Here is a 15,665-nt window from a genome sequence, read left to right on the forward strand (position 1 = left end):
GGCAAAGGGCACTAATCTTTAGTACTGATTTCGGTAACAAGTCCATTTTCATTCTTTATTCCTTTTTGTTAGCCTTGATGGCTTATTAGATAGTTTGGGTAGATGTTGATAGATTATAATCATGGCAACATCAGCGCATTCTGGCACAAATAACTTTATGATAGATAGAGTCCGAAACCTTAATGTAGCATTATTTTTTAATCATTATTCAAATAATGTTTACTTTATATCTTTGAAGGTTATTTAAGCCGATAAATGGATAATTAAGGTCTAAAAACACTTTAATTTTTTGTGTAAAATTGAATGCGCCTTAATCTACTAGAGCGGATAGCGTAGCGTATATTGATAATACAATGCATATATTGCGCTGTATTTTTGACGTTCCAAACCATTATTATTCCAAATAAGAAGAGTACCAATGCAATATAACTTTGATGAAATAATCGACAGACGTGATACCGGCTCACTCAAGTGGCACTATAGCGATGACACAATTGCGCTATGGGTGGCGGACATGGATTTTAAGGCTGCCGCACCGATATTAAGCGCGGTTGAGCAAGTCGTGCAGCATAGCATCTTGGGTTATACCAAGCCTACTGATGCCTTATACAACTCGATTATTAACTGGCATGGCAGTCGTTATGACTTGCAGTTAGAGAAGCAAAATATCTTGTTTTCCCCTGGTGTCGTGCCAAGCCTAGCGCTGATGATGAATGTCTTTACCAAGGTAGGCGAGGCGGTAATGGTCAACGATCCTATCTACACGCCTTTTATGACTAAGGTTGAGCAAAATGATCGCAAGCTTGTACTCTCTGCATTAAAGGAAGTCGAAGGTAAGTATCGTTTAGACTTGGCTGATATCGAAGCCAAGATAATCGAGCATGAGGTTAAGCTTTATCTACTGTGCAATCCGCACAATCCTGGCGGGCGTGTATGGACGAAGAACGAGCTGGAAGCGCTACTGGCCATTTGCAAAAAGCACAACGTGGCGATTGTTAGTGACGAGATTCATCAAGATTTGACCTTGACTGGTCATACGTTTACGCCATTTCTGACGCTAGCAAAAGGCTATGAGCACAATGTAGTCAGCCTGACTTCGATGACCAAAACCTTTAACATAGCTGGTATCAAAGGCTCTATGATATTTGCAACAGATGAGGCATTGGTCAAAAAAATCAGCCAGCAGCAGCAGTTAAATGATGAGTATGAGCTGAATCTATTTGCGTATACAGCCATGCGTAGTGCTTATGAGCATGGCGGTGAGTGGCTAGAGCAGGCGCTTAGTTATATCGAAGCCAATATTGAATTGACCGTGCAGTTTTTAAATGAGCATTTGCCTGATATTAAAATCATGCGCCCAGAAGCATCGTACTTAATGTGGCTAGATTGCTCAGCATATAGCCAAGACGATCAAGCATTATATGATGCGCTTAGAGCTGCCAAAGTTGAGCTAAACGCTGGCATTAAATATGGTGAGGAAGGATATTTAAAAATGCGTTTAAATGTGGCCTGTCCTAAAGAGACATTGATAGAAGGGTTGAATCGCATTCATGCAGCGTTGGGTGATATTACGTAGTAAACCTAGTAAATGGCTGATGAATAGAGAAGAAGATAGTTTGCTCGTAATTGGGTTTGCTATCTACTCTTTGCTTATTTTTATCCTTACTTAGGGAGTAATTATTCAAATTGAGGGTATGCGCGAATAATAATCGTGAATAATTAACCATCTAATAGCCAATAGAGGGCGTAAACTTGTTAAAATAGGGCACCAATTTATCTATTGATGGATATCGATTTATGACCACTGCTGCTGCCACTCCTGCAATCAAAGAAGATCGCATCTTAATCCTCGATTTTGGCTCGCAATATAGCCAGCTGATCGCCCGCCGTGTGCGCGATTCTGGGGTGTTTTGTGAGATGTTCCCTTATGACATCGACGCTCAGCGCATCATCGATTTTGGCGCAAAAGGTGTCATCCTATCGGGCGGCCCTGAGAGCGTCCATGCTGAAAACAGCCCACGTATCAACGACGCTGTATTCGATTTGGGCGTACCAGTATTGGGTATTTGCTACGGTATGCAAGCGATGGCAGATCGTTTCGGCGGGCAGGTTCATGCCAGTGATATCCATGAGTTTGGCGCAGCGACGATCAACATCAATGGCACGTCTACCTTGATCGATGGTATCGAAGACGCAGCTGGCACGCTCAATGTCTGGATGAGTCATGGCGATAAAGTGATTGAAGCACCTAAAGGCTTCGATATCGTGGCTAGTACGCCAAGTTGCCCGATTGCGATTATGGCCAATGATGACAAGCAATATTACGGTCTACAGTTCCATCCAGAAGTGACGCATACCTTACAAGGTCAGGCGTTGCTAGGTCGTTTCGTTCATGAAATATGTGAGTGTGCAGGCAACTGGACACCAGACAACATCGCTGAGATGCGTATCGCACAGTTAAAAGAGCAAATCGGTGACAAGCAAGTATTGCTAGGTCTATCGGGCGGTGTTGATAGTTCAGTCGTTGCCGCGTTATTGCACAAAGCAATTGGCGATCAGCTGACTTGTGTGTTCGTTGATAACGGTCTATTGCGTTTGCATGAAGGCGACCAAGTGATGCAAATCTTTGCAGAAAACATGGGCGTAAAAGTCATCCGTGTTGATGCAGAAGACTTGTTCTTAAACGCATTGGCTGGCGAGTCTGATCCAGAGAAAAAACGTAAAATCATCGGTAAGACGTTCATTGACGTATTCGCTGATAGCTCGCGCCAAGTGAGTGAGCAGAGCGATGGAAAAGTCGTTGAGTTCTTAGCACAGGGTACGATTTACCCAGACGTTATCGAATCTGCCAAGTCGCATCAAGGCAAAGCACACGTGATTAAGAGTCACCATAACGTAGGCGGTTTGCCAGATGATTTGGCATTTAAACTGATTGAGCCGTTACGTGATTTGTTCAAAGACGAAGTACGCAAGCTTGGTATTACCTTAGGTCTACCAGCCAAAATGATCTATCGTCATCCGTTCCCAGGTCCAGGTTTGGGCGTGCGTATCCTTGGTGAAGTCAAAAAAGAATATGCGGATATCCTACGTTTGGCGGATGCGATCTTTATGCAAGAGCTTGAGCGCTCAGGCTGGTATGACAAGACGGCACAAGCATTTGCGGTATTCCAACCAATCAAATCTGTCGGCGTGGTCGGCGATGGCCGCCGCTATGCGTGGGTAATCGCGCTACGTGCCGTTGAAACTGTTGACTTTATGACGGCTCGCTTTGCGCATCTGCCATATGATTTGATCGAAACGGTATCGAACCGCATCATGAATGAAATCGCTGAAGTATCTCGCGTGACTTATGATGTTTCGAGCAAGCCGCCTGCAACGATTGAGTGGGAATAACACTTAGTAAAATCAAACTAAAAATCTGATTAGCGTCGTCAAACTCGTTCAGCCTACTTGATGTAGTGCTATCACTCGTTTTTCTCGCTATTCAAATTTTTCGAACTGATGAACAGCTTGTCATAAATAAAAAAGCACTCAACTTGGTTGGGTGCTTTTTTATTGACGTCTAAATAATCTAGAAACTACTATTAAAGTGAAATCTGTTATGATTTTATTGGATAGACATATAAGGATGTTAGAATGCAAAAATTACTATTAAATATTTTAGAAAACTATAAACTTGCCAAGTTAAATGATCTTACAGATCATGAGCTTGCAATATATGTGAGGAAAAAATCTGTAGATATTTTAGCGCATGCTATATCTGTAGATATTGAAAGATACAAATTAAAAGGATCAGTAGGACAAGGACAGTGGGCAGATGTGCCATGGATTGCAGTTTTTGATAAGTCAATTACTCAGTCGGCTACAGAAGGTTATTATATAGTTTATTTATTTCGTGCAGATATGAGCGGAGTCTATTTGTCCCTAAATCAGGGTTGGACTTATTTCAAAGATAAGTATAAAACTAAGTTGGGAAGAGAAAAGATAACCCAAGTATCAAATGCATGGAAAGATGAACTGTCATCAGCTTTAAATGATTTCTCATATGAGAAAATAGATTTAAAGAATGGAGGTAAGATAAATAGTTTTGTAGAAGGCTACGAACTTGGTCATATATGTGGGAAGTTTTATTCCGTTGAAAATATGCCAAGTAGCGAAGAATTAGGGCTGGACCTACAGAACTTAATAGGAGTTTATAGAGAAGTTAAAGGAAAGTTGAAGCAAAGTTCTGTTGAGAAAACTAATGATTATTTAATAGTAAATTCTAATATGGGTTTATTGGATGTAGAAGAAACAGAAGATGATTCATACGGAATTGAGAGTTCTATTGAGAATTACAATGAATCTAAGCTTAAGTTGAATCCAGTTCCTATATTTTTTATAGCAAAAGAACAAAAGCCAAGAAGCTTTACTCCTAAAAAAATTGATTTTATAAGCAAAGCTAAAAATCAAAAAAAACTAGGTTACGCAGGTGAATTGATTGTACTGAAATATGAAAAGGATCTCTTAGAAAAAGAAGGAAAGCCTAACTTAGCCAGAAAAATCAAACATATTTCACAGGAAGAGGGTGATGGGGCTGGATACGATATACTGTCATTTGATTTACATGGCAATGAAAAGTATATTGAAGTTAAAACAACTAGACTCAATAGTGAGACTCAATTTCATCTTACAGATAACGAGCTTGAATTTTCAAAAAAGGAAGCTAGTAACTATTATCTATACAGAGTGTATGACTTTGACATACAAGAAAATAAAGCTAAATTCTATATTCTCCACGGTGATTTAACTAATATAATAAGTCTTAAGCCACAAAACTATATAGTAGAAGGACTGTTACGTTCTAAATAATACAATTAAAAAAGAGAAAAGGCAGCACCTCAAAAGAGATGCTGCCTTTTCTTTATAACGCTAACTTTTAAAATCTAACCCTTCACATTCACCACATAACGCCCAACCACTTTGCTAGACATAAAGCGATCTAGGTATTCTGGCGTTTGCTCTAACGTGATCTCCTCGCCATAGCTCTCAAGATTAGGCAGCTTCATATCGGTTGCGACACGATTCCAAATGGCTTCTTTATCAGCCAGTGGAATATAGACCGAGTCGATACCCAATAGCGACACCGCGCGGGTGATAAAAGGTATTACCGACATCGAAAAATCAGCGCCGCTTGCTAGGCCGCAACTGGTCACCGCACCGCCAGATTTGGTTTGCTTGAGCAGGTTGGGTAAGTAGTCGCCGCCGATGGTATCAATAGCATTGGCCCATAGCTCACGGCCGACAGGTTTGTTACCGATTTCATTGATGGTATCGCGATGACGTACTTCGCTCGCGCCAAGTGCTTTTAGATGTTCGCTTTGCTCTGGCTTACCTGAGAATGCAATCACCTCATAGCCGAGCTGCTTTAGGATAGCGATGCTGATCGTACCTACGCCGCCTGTTGCGCCAGTCACAGCAACTGGGCCATCACTTGGTTTTGCGCCCATTTTTTCTAGCTTTTGGACACTTAGTGCTGCGGTTAGGCCGCCAGTACCGTAGGTCATCGCTTCTTTTAGCGTCAGCGTTTCTGGGCAAGGTAGCGCCCACTCTGCTGGTATAGAGATCATTTGACCGAGACCACCATCTGTGTCCATACCGAGATCATAGCCGAATACTAATACTTCTTGTCCTGCGCTAAACGTGCCTGATTTATCACTGACGACCACGCCAGCGGCGTCGATACCTGGAGTATGCGGATACTGTTTGGTGATTCTTTTATTACCCGTGGCTGACATCGCATCTTTAAAGTTTAACGATGAATAATGCACTTCGATGAGCAAGTCATTTTCTGGCAAGTCACTGACTTTGCGCTCTTGAATGCTCTTTTTGAATTCGCCATCGCTGGTTTCTTCGACAACTAAGGCTTTGAACGTTGTATCGTTTGACATGGTTATATCCTTATTAAGTATTATTATTTGGGTTGATAGGTAATTGCTTATGAAACTAATTACTTTGAAATCATCATGACAACAGCACGGTTAAAATAAAAAAGCCCATAGTATTATCTAACGAGTAATACAAATGGACTTTTCATATTTATGATGCCTTTAATGACAATCATTACAAGGTAAAGTATCGCTTAAGGTTTTAGGATAACTTTACCTTTTTTGCTTGATTGTACCTTTCCAGAGACGGCAGTCGTGATGTCGTCCAGACTATAAATAGCTTCGATAGGGAGTTTTAGATCGCCATTCGAAGCGCGCTCTAGTAACTCATCGATTAGACGTTGTTTGTTTTCCAGATCCATTTCTTGACTGGTTTTGCTGCCCCAAAACCCTTTTACAACGGCTTGCTTAAAGATCAAGCTGCCAGCGTCTAGTGCCATTGGCTTGCCTGACATGATACCAAATGAGACCAGCGTGCCTTTGCTGCCAAGTAATGATAGTAGCTCGTTGCTCGACTCACCACCGACTGAATCGACAGCTGCTGTGATCTTATCATCACCAATGATAGCGCGAACTTGGTCTTTCCAGTCATCGTCAGCGGTGACGACATTGTTTTTGATACTGAGCGAGGTCAGCTCTTCTATCGCATCTTTACTACGTACGAGATTGATCGTATTCACACCGCGTGCTGCTGCGAGCATCGCAAGCGTTTTACCCACTGCGCCGTTTGCCGCGTTATGAATAATCCATTGACCTTTATCTACTTCCAAAAATTCTAATAGCATTAGGGCAGATAGCGGCATAGCGATCAGCTGGGCAGCCAACTCGTCTTCGATGCTATCAGGCATGTTAAATACCATGCTGGCAGGGGCGACAAAATACTCCGCCCACGTCTCGTGCACACTGGCACAAGCCACACGTTGACCAACACTTAGATCTGTCACATCATCGCCCACGGCATCGATAATACCTAGCGCTTCACTACCACCGATGGCTGGCATCTCAGGCTTATAGCCGTATTGACCACTTACGGTTAGCAAGTCATGGTTATGAATAGGGGAGAGAATGGTTTTGATACGGACTTCGTTGGCAGCAGGCTGCTGCATGGGACTGTCGCCAACGCTCAATACGTCAGAAGGTTTGCCAAAGCTGTTATGAATAGCACTACGCATGATGATTTCCTTTGTTTATTTTTAATAATCGTATTCTAGTTATTTGATTGTCTGTCGGTGATGGACACTCGAAGAAAGCGTGTAATCAGCTAACAACAGTAGCAACTTTGATGGATTGTTATCAGTACTTTTTTGGTTAAGTAACGTTGTTGCTTACTGATGAGGACATTGCATAGTTATGGCAAATTCAAGATAACGATATTTTTAGAAGACATGATGTAGTGCATAGGAGTAATTAATAAAACTCTATTCTACTCAGTACGTGCTCTTGTATTAGATAGGCGCAGATGTACGCACTTGGCCATGCAAACATAAAGGCCAATCCCCAAGAATGCATCAATTCTGCAAAAAAGCCATCAACGTAGCCTACTTTTACCAATAATAGCGCTGACGAGATAATAAGCGACATCATCATCGCCATCAGACCTGTAAAGATAAGGCGATAGAGCTTGCGACGAATGCGTATTCTAATCGTGGGGAAGTTGGTCATAGTATTTGGTGTCCTACAGGATGATAGCAATTAATGACGCTCAGCCTATGATGCTGGCGTATGGCACAAATATAATTATGCGGTAATAAATAAGCGTAACTGACAAGATAGTTGGCTACGAGGGCACATGATACGCTTCGAAAATGAGTAGGTAAAATCGTTATTATTAATGGTAGGGTTTGCGATATGTTATTAATATGATTATTGTCTTTAAGGCAGCATTTTAAAGCTTTTTGAAGAAATTATTTCTAAAACGAATATCTCTAAAAATAGCGCGTTCTCAACAGTCGGTTTTGCTACGATAACTTACTATAACTAAGACCAAAAACAAATAGGAGTATAGTATGGCAGCTCAAGAACAACGAGGGTCTCAACAAAAAACATTAGGAATCATCGGTGGTATGAGCTGGGAGAGTACCGAGAGCTATTATCGTCTGATTAACGAAGGTGTCAAGCATCAGCTTGGTGGACTACACTCAGCAGATTTATTGATTCATAGTGTGGATTTTGCGTTGATCAATACGTTACAGGAGCAAGGCAGATGGGACGAGCTAGGTGTAATAATGGCTGACAGTGCTCAGCGTCTACAAGCAGCTGGCGTACAAGGAATCATGATTGCCTCTAACACGATGCACAAACTGGTCGATGACGTGCGCTCCGCCACAGACTTGCCATTGACTCATATCGCTGATGCGACTACTGATGCTATCAAAAAACAAAATCTTACCAAAATAGCCTTACTTGGTACTCAGTTTACGATGACTCAAGATTTTTATAAGCAGCGTCTTATTGATGCGGGTTTACAAGTATTGATACCAGAAGATGAGGCGAGAGCAGAAGTGCACCGCATTATCAAAAAAGAGCTGTGTGTCGGTGAGTTTAAAGACAGCTCACGAGCGTATTATCGTCAAGTTATTAAGGATTTGGCAGCGCAAGGGGCAGAGGGTGTGATCTTGGGCTGCACAGAGATTGGTTTACTTATCAAACAAGCCGACAGCCCCATACCTGTATTTGATACCACAGCTATTCATGCAGCTGCGGCGGTAGATTTTTTATTAGAGTAGTGCGAACTGATAAAAATATTTAAGCCTATAACGTTTTTACCAGTCGCTTAAGCAGTTCAAGCGTGCTCTCTTGTTTGACCAAAGTTATCCCTTGTCCTGCCCATAAGGATTGATGTTCTGCATCCATATTCTTAGAGGCATGAGCTCGCATAGATTTGGACATGGCATTTAATTGTGGGTAGGGCGGTAGCTCGTCAGCGCTTTCAAATTGAGAAAAATCACGTAGATAATCGTTTAATAAACCACGAGCGAGCTTACCTGAGAATAATCGAGTTAAGCGCGTTTCTGAGCTGCGTCTATTGTGACTGGCATCGAGTAAGGCATGTTTATAAGTATCATTGATACCGCATTGGTCGGTGGTCAAAAACGCCGTCCCCATTTGTGCAAGCTCAGCACCTGCCGCTTGTACTGCCTTTATATCCTGTCCCGTCATAATGCCACCTGCTGCAATCAAAGGAATATCAGTACAGGCGCGCGTTTGGGCAATCAAAGTCAATAATCCCAATGGATCGCTTTCACTTTGCGGTAACCAACCACCGCGATGTCCACCCGCTTCGACCCCTTGTACACATACCGCATCTGCGCCAATATCTGCCCATGCTATCGCTTCTAGTGGATGATTGGCAGTGCCGATGACGCGCGTGCCGAGACCTTGCAGACGCTGAACTTGCTCAGCACTGATAATGCCAAAGGTAAAACTGGCAACAGGCACAGGGTTGTCATAGAGCACTTGTAGCTGCTCTGCGAAGCTCTGCGCTGGGCGTTCAGGTAGTGTAAATTCGATATTATTGTCTTGGTAGTACTCACTCAGCCAAGTGGGGATGTCGGTATCAAAGGTCGTAGATTCTTGCTCAGACAATACCATGAGATTGATCATAAAAGGTCGGTCGGTCAGCGATTTAATAGTATCAATTTGGCTGGTCAAAACATCTGGCGCCGTCATGCCAGACCCTAATGAGCCCAGCCCACCAAAATTACTCACCCTCGCTGCCAGCTCAGGTGTGGTTGCTCCTGCCATGGGTGCTTGGACGACAGGGTAGGTTAAATTCAGAGTATCAAGTAAGCTCATGACTGGCTGCCTTTTTAGTAGGGTGTTTGCATGACTTACTTTAACAGAGCTGAGTACAGAGTATGTGAGATAGTGTTTATTTAGTTGCTGAATAGGGTAGTGGGTTTTGACTACGAAGTTGTAGTTAAGATAGTTGGCTATGGATTTGTAGCTAAGTAGGTATAGTTTATGAAAAGACTACTCTTTAGGGTTAATAGAAGGTAGTTTATTAACAGTTTTATCGAAGATACCAATTAGAGGAGCATTATCACCATGCTTTTTATCTAATGTACTTGAAGCATTCATAGCTATAGTTTCAATAGCAGCAGCTAAAAGTTTTTCTAGTAAAGGTTCTTTGTTCTCACTATCAAGCTCTTCTATCTGAAGCTTAAAACTCTGATAGGACTTAGCCAAAGCTTCCTTATGAGCATATTCTTGTTTCAGCCTCTCCGCTTCACTTCTTCTTTTAGAAGCAAATATCGCAAACCATATAACAGGTAAAACAACGGGTAGTCGTTGAAGTAAGAACACACCTATATCATTAAGAAAATTACGACTAGTAAGGTTTGTCGAAAACTCAGTAAAAAATAAACTATGTATGGTCAGAAAACCTGATATAACTAAAAGAAGAAAAATAGATATAGCAAAATATTTTGAATATTTTGCTATAGGTTCATTGAAGGAAATACTTAGATCATGGTATGCACTAGCCAATCCAGCACTTGTTGCACCAGGTATTAGACTCTCAATATTTGCTTTTATAGCTTGATACTGGTCTGTCTGAGCATTCGTCAATGAGACTAAATCATTCCTTCTCTCGTTAATTTCAAATTTGAGTCCGTTGTTTATATTGCCTTCTTCATTTGGCTCACCAAAAATTTTTCTATGAAATTCTTTTAGCTCGTCTAGTTTTTCAGATAAGTCGTCTCGAATACTTTGTGTTTCCACATTCGCTTCAATTATTAGGGCACGTGCTTCTTCAATTTTAGATTGTATTGAGCCTTCATCTACCAAAAGAGCACTATAAAAGTCTTCTATCTTAGAGTGTTGCTCGTCGATAGATTCTTCCAAGCTTTTCAGTTTTGCCTGTAGTGAAAATTCTTCGTCTGTACCTACTAAAAACTCATCATGTAACTTTGAAATACTCTGTTTGTATCCAAGCATTTCATTATTAATATCTGAAGAAATGCTTAGCTTTTCTTGTAACTCTCTAACCAAATGATCGTTTTTATTTTTATAAGTATCTAGCTGATTTGTGATGTACTTCACATAACCATTAAAAGCAGGCTTCATAGCTTTAATTTTAGCTAAAGAATCTTGAAAATAGGGAGCAAGTTTGGAAAGCAATACATCTACTGAGTTATTAGCTGTTAGGACAGTCGCTTCAGTTTTCTTGTTGATAGCTTCCTCGATACTTGCTTTGCAGCTTACACAGTGATTTTTACATTCACTCCATAAGGTTAAAGGAACAAGCTCACTATCAATACTTTTTATAGTCTCATCTATATAAGTAATAACCTTCAATAATCGGGCAAACTCTTGAGTAGGCTCATTTGATTCATTATCAGTATCTACTATAGGCACATCGCAAATTTTATTTGCTAACTCTTGCCACTCATTCAAAAAGCTTTCATATTCACTATTTCTATTAGCCATAAAATTCACGCTTATTGAAGCATATAAATGAATATGATATTAGCATACTAAAGTTCATATATTAATTTAAGTTCTTAGAGTTTTTGACGAAACAAAAAAAGAGCCAGTCCTCCAAGCCATCGAAAAGATGACTAAGAAAATTGACCCATTCTTATAATATTACTTTTTAACTTTAGCTATTAGTTCAACTGCAACGACCCTTTCGCATTCATCAGTAGCTCAACCACATCATCACCACTAATTACTTCAAAGCGCTTGTCGATATCTGACTCTTCTACACCGTTGTGTTTCATGCAAGCGCCGCAGACCAATACTTGACCACCTTTTTCGATAAAGGCTTCTAGTAACTCACCAGCTGGCTCAAACGGATCGCCGATATCTACATTGTCTAGCGCGTTTGGTTTTGCCAGATGTACGGCATCCACCATTAATATCACAGTAGCAGAATGGCCTTTTTTCAGTGCCACGCCTGCCATGGTAAACGCTAAAGTAATTTTGCTTGGGTTTGACTCGCTATTATCAAATAACGTACCGACATAATTTGTTGTATTAGCCATATTATTCTCCTTATAAGACTATATTTGTTTTGTCTGAGTATGTACTCACCACTATCCTAACATTTATTATATGTATTTATATAATGAGTTGTTATGGAATAGTAGCTATAAGGTTGCTTGCTCGTACTATCTGTTGAATAAATTAAAAGTAATAGATTTCTAGCTTATAAAGTTAAGTCAGTCAGCTGTATCGACAGGCGGCCACGGACGATCAGCATCACTTTTGATCCACTCAGCTACGTAACCCGTTGGCGGTAGATCCCAGTCAGATTGACCCAACGCAGCCAGTACTTGTGCCGTGTCGATCACTCTACCACCTTTGGTCACACCGGTACGCAGTAGTCCAGATGAGCAGGGCTGTCCTTTAACCCACATTGATTGCTCAATGTACAGCCAGCGCGCGTCGATACCGACGATTTTGGTCTTGAGCGTGACTTTTTGAAAGGCGCGAATACGCTTACGGTATTGAATAGTGCTGCCAGCGATGACCAAACCCCAGCGTTGTTTTAACAACTGCTTGCCAAGACCAGTCCGTACTGCAAAGTCCATACGACCCAAATCATATAGCGTAAATACGCGGCCGTTATTCATCTCCAAAAAATTATCTATATCGGATAAGCGGCAGCGAAACTGAATCTCACTGGTGTCCTTAAACGTCAGTGTGTCGCCCTTTTTTGCTTTTAGGGCAGCATGAGCGATGGTGTTAGCATAACGGATAAATGGGTACATAAAACACTCTCAAAAGGTTATAAACGTTGGCGTTATTATTTTGTCATTGATTACTTATTGTCAGAGATTAGATCCTGAGAAGGTTCGCTAATAGAAGCCACACCAATCCAATTAAAATAATCGCTGACAGTTTCAGGTATCCAGTTAATATCGAATTTTGAAGTCTTGGACTCTTTATCATTGGTGACAGACGATTTGCTTTTGGACTGCCCATTGTCTGAGCGATAACGCAGATAGCCAATATGTCCGCCGTGGTCAGTATCTAAGATAGTGACACTCTCAGAGACATCATTTGGCGTAGCAGTGAAGCCAATAAAAGGATCGTCTTTTGCACTGATTAATAGCAGAGGATGAGTGACGTTGCGCAAATACGGCATGGCGGATGCAGTATGGTAATAGTCGTTTTTGGAGCGATAGCCGTGACGCGGTGCAGTAAAGATATCATCGAAATCACTGATACGATTGGCAGCTTTGATAGAGTTGATTTCATCTTGCGTAAGATCGTTTGCCAATGCTTTTTTGATAATTGGGTTAAGCAGATAAGGCGTATAGATACGATGACTCAAGAAGCTATGCATAGTAATGGCAGCTGAGGACATATCGACTGGCGCGGAGATAACCACTGCACCTTTACAAAGGACTTTGTCCTCATATTCGCCCATATATTTGGCCAGTGCATTGCCACCTAATGAGACACCAACCGCATAGATATTGGCATACTGCTCACGCAAATTCTGTAGCGCATGATGCACCTCGTCAGTGTCGCCTGCATTATAAAATACTGTGCCACTAGCAGGAATACCGCCGCAACTGCGGAAATGTGCCACCACAAAATGCCAGCCTTGCGCGTGCATTTGGTACGCCAGTGCGCGCGCATAATGACTGTCACTACTACCTTCCATGCCGTGGAAGAGAACAATCAATGGGGTTTGCTCAAGCTCGCCGTTTTTTGATGCTTCTACAGGGTGCGCATCATAGAAGTCATAGGCAATATCGCTCTCATCTAACGAGTCTTTTTCGACCACACGGCGGTAGGTCGGTGCTTTTGGTGCAAAAAACTTGGGCAATATGCTTTGCAGATGTGGATTGGTCAGCCAAAATGGTGGCTTAAAGGGTGTTGGAGAAAAAGGTTTGGTTGAAGTTGGCATATATTGGTCTTATTTAATGATCGTGAAAAAACAAATAGAGTAGTGTGATAAGGGTTTTTTATCATAACGCCAGTACCTGTGAAAACCAATAATTTTCAGTGAACGCATGATTACTGAAAAGCAGTTACTGAAAAATCTAACAAATAAATATATTGAAAAGAGAACTATCTGAAACGGCCGATAAGTAGTTAGTCAGAATTTTTTAGTCTTCTGAATTGTTCAATACTCGACCATCCATCGCAAGTCGCGCTTTTAAATTTTCGACATCTGCTTTAGCGAGTGTGGCGGTTAAGGTCACTTGCTTACTATAGGCAACATCGTCGATATGACCGCCAAGGCTCTCTATCATATAGCGGCATTGCGCTTCAGTCGCAAATTCTGCCAGTATCTGAATCTGGGTCATCGGTACATAAGGGTTTAGTATCATCTCGTCGACGGCCGCTTGAGCAGAGCCCGCGTAAGCACGAGTGAGACCGCCAGCACCCAATTTGATACCACCGAAGTAACGTACTACGACGATAATCACATTGCCGATCGACTTATGCTGAAGGACATTTAATATTGGCCTGCCTGCCGTACCACTTGGCTCGCCATCATCATCAAAACCAGCACTAGTGGTATTATCTGGATCACCGATGATGTATGCCCAACAAAAATGCCGTGCATCGGCATATTGCTCGCGAAGTTGTTCCACGTGAAACATTGCTTGCTCGCGAGAGGTCACCGGATAGGCATAAGCAATAAACTCAGATTTTTTAATTTCGAGTCGCGTGGTAACGGCACGTTTTAGCGTTTGATAGCTCATATTTCATCAGGCTTAGGTTGGATATGTTAAACTGGTCTGACTTTCACTGGCTTTGTATTGGGCACAGTGTTCATTTAATTTTTCATTATAGTACCATTTCTAACCATCGAAGATAATGAGCCGCTCACGGCTGAGTGCTGGCGTCGTTAATTTCTGATTTAGGGCTGGTATAATAAAACCGATGGTAGTAAATAGTATGCGTTTAGATAAATTCATTAGTAAAGCCACCGAGCTGTCGCGTAAAGAGTCAAAAAAGATCATGCACGCCGGCGAAATCACCGTAAACGATCAAGTAGTCAAAGATCCTGGCCTACATGTCGATGTGGTCAATGATGATGTGATGTGGGCAGGCGAGCCGTTGTCGGTCGCTGCGGGTAATCGCTATATCTTATTGTATAAGCCTGAAGGCTTCGAGTGCACGCTAAAAGTTAAAGAATATCCAATCGTCACTGAACTGATTGCTGTACCAGAATTGGGCAGCTTGCGTATCGCTGGGCGTCTCGATGTCGATACCACTGGCGCATTGCTGATGAGTGATGATGGCGGCTGGCTGCACCGTGTCACTAGTCCTAAGCACGAGCATGCAAAGGTGTACGAGCTGACTTTGGCAGATGCAATGGATAGTGATGCACAAGAAAAAGCCGTTAAGAAAGTGGCTGAAGGCATCTTGCTTGAAGGGGATTACGAGCCAACCAAGCCTGCTGTTCTTGAGTTCATTGATGAAAAACATGCACGTCTGACATTAGAGCAGGGCAAATACCATCAGGTCAAACGTATGATGGGTTACTTCGGTAATCGAGTCACTGAGCTGCACCGCGCCAGTATCGGTCATATCAATCTAGAAGGCCTAGAAAAAGGCGATAGCCGTTTCTTAACGCCAGAAGAAGTTGCCAAGTTTTAAGAAATAAGCACTGAAACTATTAAGCTTTGGCATTAGTATTTGTCTTGAAATTACCGTTTTAAACCCATTAGCAGCCGCTACCCAGTGTGCTGCTTTTTGCGGTCTGCTATATTGTATTTATGTCTACTACCTACCTGTGTTGCCTATCTCTTAAAGCTAAGTAGCAGT

14 protein-coding genes are annotated in these 15,665 nt (G+C 41.8%); 5 read left to right on the top strand and 9 right to left on the bottom strand.

What is annotated here, in order from left to right; translation table 11 throughout:
• Window positions 1-418 precede the first annotated feature (418 nt).
• The 3 genes from HCZ91_RS05045 (at window position 419) to HCZ91_RS05055 (ending at window position 4,851) form a co-directional block, all read left to right on the top strand.
• A complete protein-coding gene (locus HCZ91_RS05045) occupies window positions 419-1,576 on the top strand; it encodes a MalY/PatB family protein (RefSeq protein ID WP_179798542.1) in 1,158 nt (385 codons plus the stop codon).
• A 221-nt stretch (window positions 1,577-1,797) separates the two neighbouring features.
• Complete coding sequence (gene guaA, locus HCZ91_RS05050) at window positions 1,798-3,393, top strand: glutamine-hydrolyzing GMP synthase (RefSeq protein ID WP_179798543.1); 1,596 nt, start codon at window positions 1,798-1,800, stop codon at window positions 3,391-3,393.
• 243 nt (window positions 3,394-3,636) lie between these two features.
• Window positions 3,637-4,851, top strand: coding sequence for a DUF3578 domain-containing protein (locus HCZ91_RS05055; RefSeq protein WP_179798544.1), 1,215 nt, complete (start codon window positions 3,637-3,639; stop codon window positions 4,849-4,851).
• Window positions 4,852-4,925: 74 nt separating this feature from the next.
• Here the strand turns inward: HCZ91_RS05055 and HCZ91_RS05060 are convergent, their stop codons facing one another.
• The 3 genes from HCZ91_RS05060 to HCZ91_RS05070 all read right to left on the bottom strand — a co-directional run bounded on the left by HCZ91_RS05060 (window position 4,926) and on the right by HCZ91_RS05070 (window position 7,589).
• Window positions 4,926-5,930 (bottom strand): YhdH/YhfP family quinone oxidoreductase, encoded by a 1,005-nt coding sequence (locus HCZ91_RS05060; protein ID WP_179798545.1) that lies wholly within the window; start codon window positions 5,928-5,930, stop codon window positions 4,926-4,928.
• Between the two features lie 191 nt (window positions 5,931-6,121).
• Window positions 6,122-7,099, bottom strand: coding sequence for a zinc-binding dehydrogenase (locus HCZ91_RS05065; protein ID WP_179798546.1), 978 nt, complete (start codon window positions 7,097-7,099; stop codon window positions 6,122-6,124).
• 235 nt (window positions 7,100-7,334) lie between these two features.
• On the bottom strand, window positions 7,335-7,589 hold the full coding sequence (locus HCZ91_RS05070; protein ID WP_179798547.1) for a DUF2798 domain-containing protein: 255 nt from the start codon (window positions 7,587-7,589) through the stop codon (window positions 7,335-7,337).
• A gap of 344 nt (window positions 7,590-7,933) precedes the next feature.
• On the opposite strand from HCZ91_RS05070, the gene HCZ91_RS05075 reads away from it, so the two are divergent.
• Window positions 7,934-8,653, top strand: a complete 720-nt coding sequence (locus tag HCZ91_RS05075; RefSeq protein WP_179798548.1) for an aspartate/glutamate racemase family protein — start codon at window positions 7,934-7,936, stop codon at window positions 8,651-8,653.
• A gap of 25 nt (window positions 8,654-8,678) precedes the next feature.
• On the opposite strand, the gene HCZ91_RS05080 is transcribed toward HCZ91_RS05075, so the two are convergent.
• From HCZ91_RS05080 to HCZ91_RS05105, 6 genes are all read right to left on the bottom strand, one after another.
• The gene (locus HCZ91_RS05080) at window positions 8,679-9,722 is read right to left on the bottom strand and encodes a nitronate monooxygenase (protein WP_179798549.1); all 1,044 of its coding nucleotides are present in this window, start codon (window positions 9,720-9,722) and stop codon (window positions 8,679-8,681) included.
• A 177-nt stretch (window positions 9,723-9,899) separates the two neighbouring features.
• Window positions 9,900-11,357 carry a hypothetical protein gene (locus HCZ91_RS05085; protein ID WP_179798550.1) on the bottom strand — a complete coding sequence of 486 codons (1,458 nt, stop codon included), beginning with the start codon at window positions 11,355-11,357 and terminating at the stop codon, window positions 9,900-9,902.
• Window positions 11,358-11,536: 179 nt separating this feature from the next.
• Window positions 11,537-11,914 (bottom strand): DsrE family protein, encoded by a 378-nt coding sequence (locus HCZ91_RS05090; protein ID WP_134292833.1) that lies wholly within the window; start codon window positions 11,912-11,914, stop codon window positions 11,537-11,539.
• Between the two features lie 177 nt (window positions 11,915-12,091).
• Window positions 12,092-12,643, bottom strand: a complete 552-nt coding sequence (locus HCZ91_RS05095; RefSeq protein ID WP_179798551.1) for an acyl-CoA thioesterase — start codon at window positions 12,641-12,643, stop codon at window positions 12,092-12,094.
• Window positions 12,644-12,693: 50 nt separating this feature from the next.
• Window positions 12,694-13,791, bottom strand: coding sequence for an alpha/beta fold hydrolase (locus HCZ91_RS05100; RefSeq protein ID WP_179798552.1), 1,098 nt, complete (start codon window positions 13,789-13,791; stop codon window positions 12,694-12,696).
• Window positions 13,792-13,993: 202 nt separating this feature from the next.
• Window positions 13,994-14,596, bottom strand: a complete 603-nt coding sequence (locus HCZ91_RS05105; protein ID WP_179798553.1) for a YigZ family protein — start codon at window positions 14,594-14,596, stop codon at window positions 13,994-13,996.
• Between the two features lie 196 nt (window positions 14,597-14,792).
• Between HCZ91_RS05105 and HCZ91_RS05110 the strand changes: the two genes are divergently transcribed.
• A complete protein-coding gene (locus HCZ91_RS05110; protein ID WP_057757631.1) occupies window positions 14,793-15,497 on the top strand; it encodes a 16S rRNA pseudouridine(516) synthase in 705 nt (234 codons plus the stop codon).
• Window positions 15,498-15,665 lie beyond the last annotated feature (168 nt).

Source organism: Psychrobacter sp. BI730 (assembly GCF_013414195.1).
GTDB lineage: Bacteria > Pseudomonadota > Gammaproteobacteria > Pseudomonadales > Moraxellaceae > Psychrobacter.

Excerpts from the sequence above, each read along its gene's own strand:
- HCZ91_RS05075 (WP_179798548.1), top strand. The coding sequence starts at position 7,934 with ATGGCAGCTCAAGAACAACGAGGGTCTCAACAAAAAACATTAGGAATC.
- HCZ91_RS05080 (WP_179798549.1), bottom strand. The coding sequence starts at position 9,722 with ATGAGCTTACTTGATACTCTGAATTTAACCTACCCTGTCGTCCAAGCA.
- HCZ91_RS05045 (WP_179798542.1), top strand. The coding sequence starts at position 419 with ATGCAATATAACTTTGATGAAATAATCGACAGACGTGATACCGGCTCA.
- HCZ91_RS05070 (WP_179798547.1), bottom strand. The coding sequence starts at position 7,589 with ATGACCAACTTCCCCACGATTAGAATACGCATTCGTCGCAAGCTCTAT.
- guaA (WP_179798543.1), top strand. The coding sequence starts at position 1,798 with ATGACCACTGCTGCTGCCACTCCTGCAATCAAAGAAGATCGCATCTTA.
- HCZ91_RS05100 (WP_179798552.1), bottom strand. The coding sequence starts at position 13,791 with ATGCCAACTTCAACCAAACCTTTTTCTCCAACACCCTTTAAGCCACCA.
- HCZ91_RS05060 (WP_179798545.1), bottom strand. The coding sequence starts at position 5,930 with ATGTCAAACGATACAACGTTCAAAGCCTTAGTTGTCGAAGAAACCAGC.
- HCZ91_RS05110 (WP_057757631.1), top strand. The coding sequence starts at position 14,793 with ATGCGTTTAGATAAATTCATTAGTAAAGCCACCGAGCTGTCGCGTAAA.
- HCZ91_RS05085 (WP_179798550.1), bottom strand. The coding sequence starts at position 11,357 with ATGGCTAATAGAAATAGTGAATATGAAAGCTTTTTGAATGAGTGGCAA.
- HCZ91_RS05090 (WP_134292833.1), bottom strand. The coding sequence starts at position 11,914 with ATGGCTAATACAACAAATTATGTCGGTACGTTATTTGATAATAGCGAG.
- HCZ91_RS05105 (WP_179798553.1), bottom strand. The coding sequence starts at position 14,596 with ATGAGCTATCAAACGCTAAAACGTGCCGTTACCACGCGACTCGAAATT.
- HCZ91_RS05055 (WP_179798544.1), top strand. The coding sequence starts at position 3,637 with ATGCAAAAATTACTATTAAATATTTTAGAAAACTATAAACTTGCCAAG.
- HCZ91_RS05095 (WP_179798551.1), bottom strand. The coding sequence starts at position 12,643 with ATGTACCCATTTATCCGTTATGCTAACACCATCGCTCATGCTGCCCTA.
- HCZ91_RS05065 (WP_179798546.1), bottom strand. The coding sequence starts at position 7,099 with ATGCGTAGTGCTATTCATAACAGCTTTGGCAAACCTTCTGACGTATTG.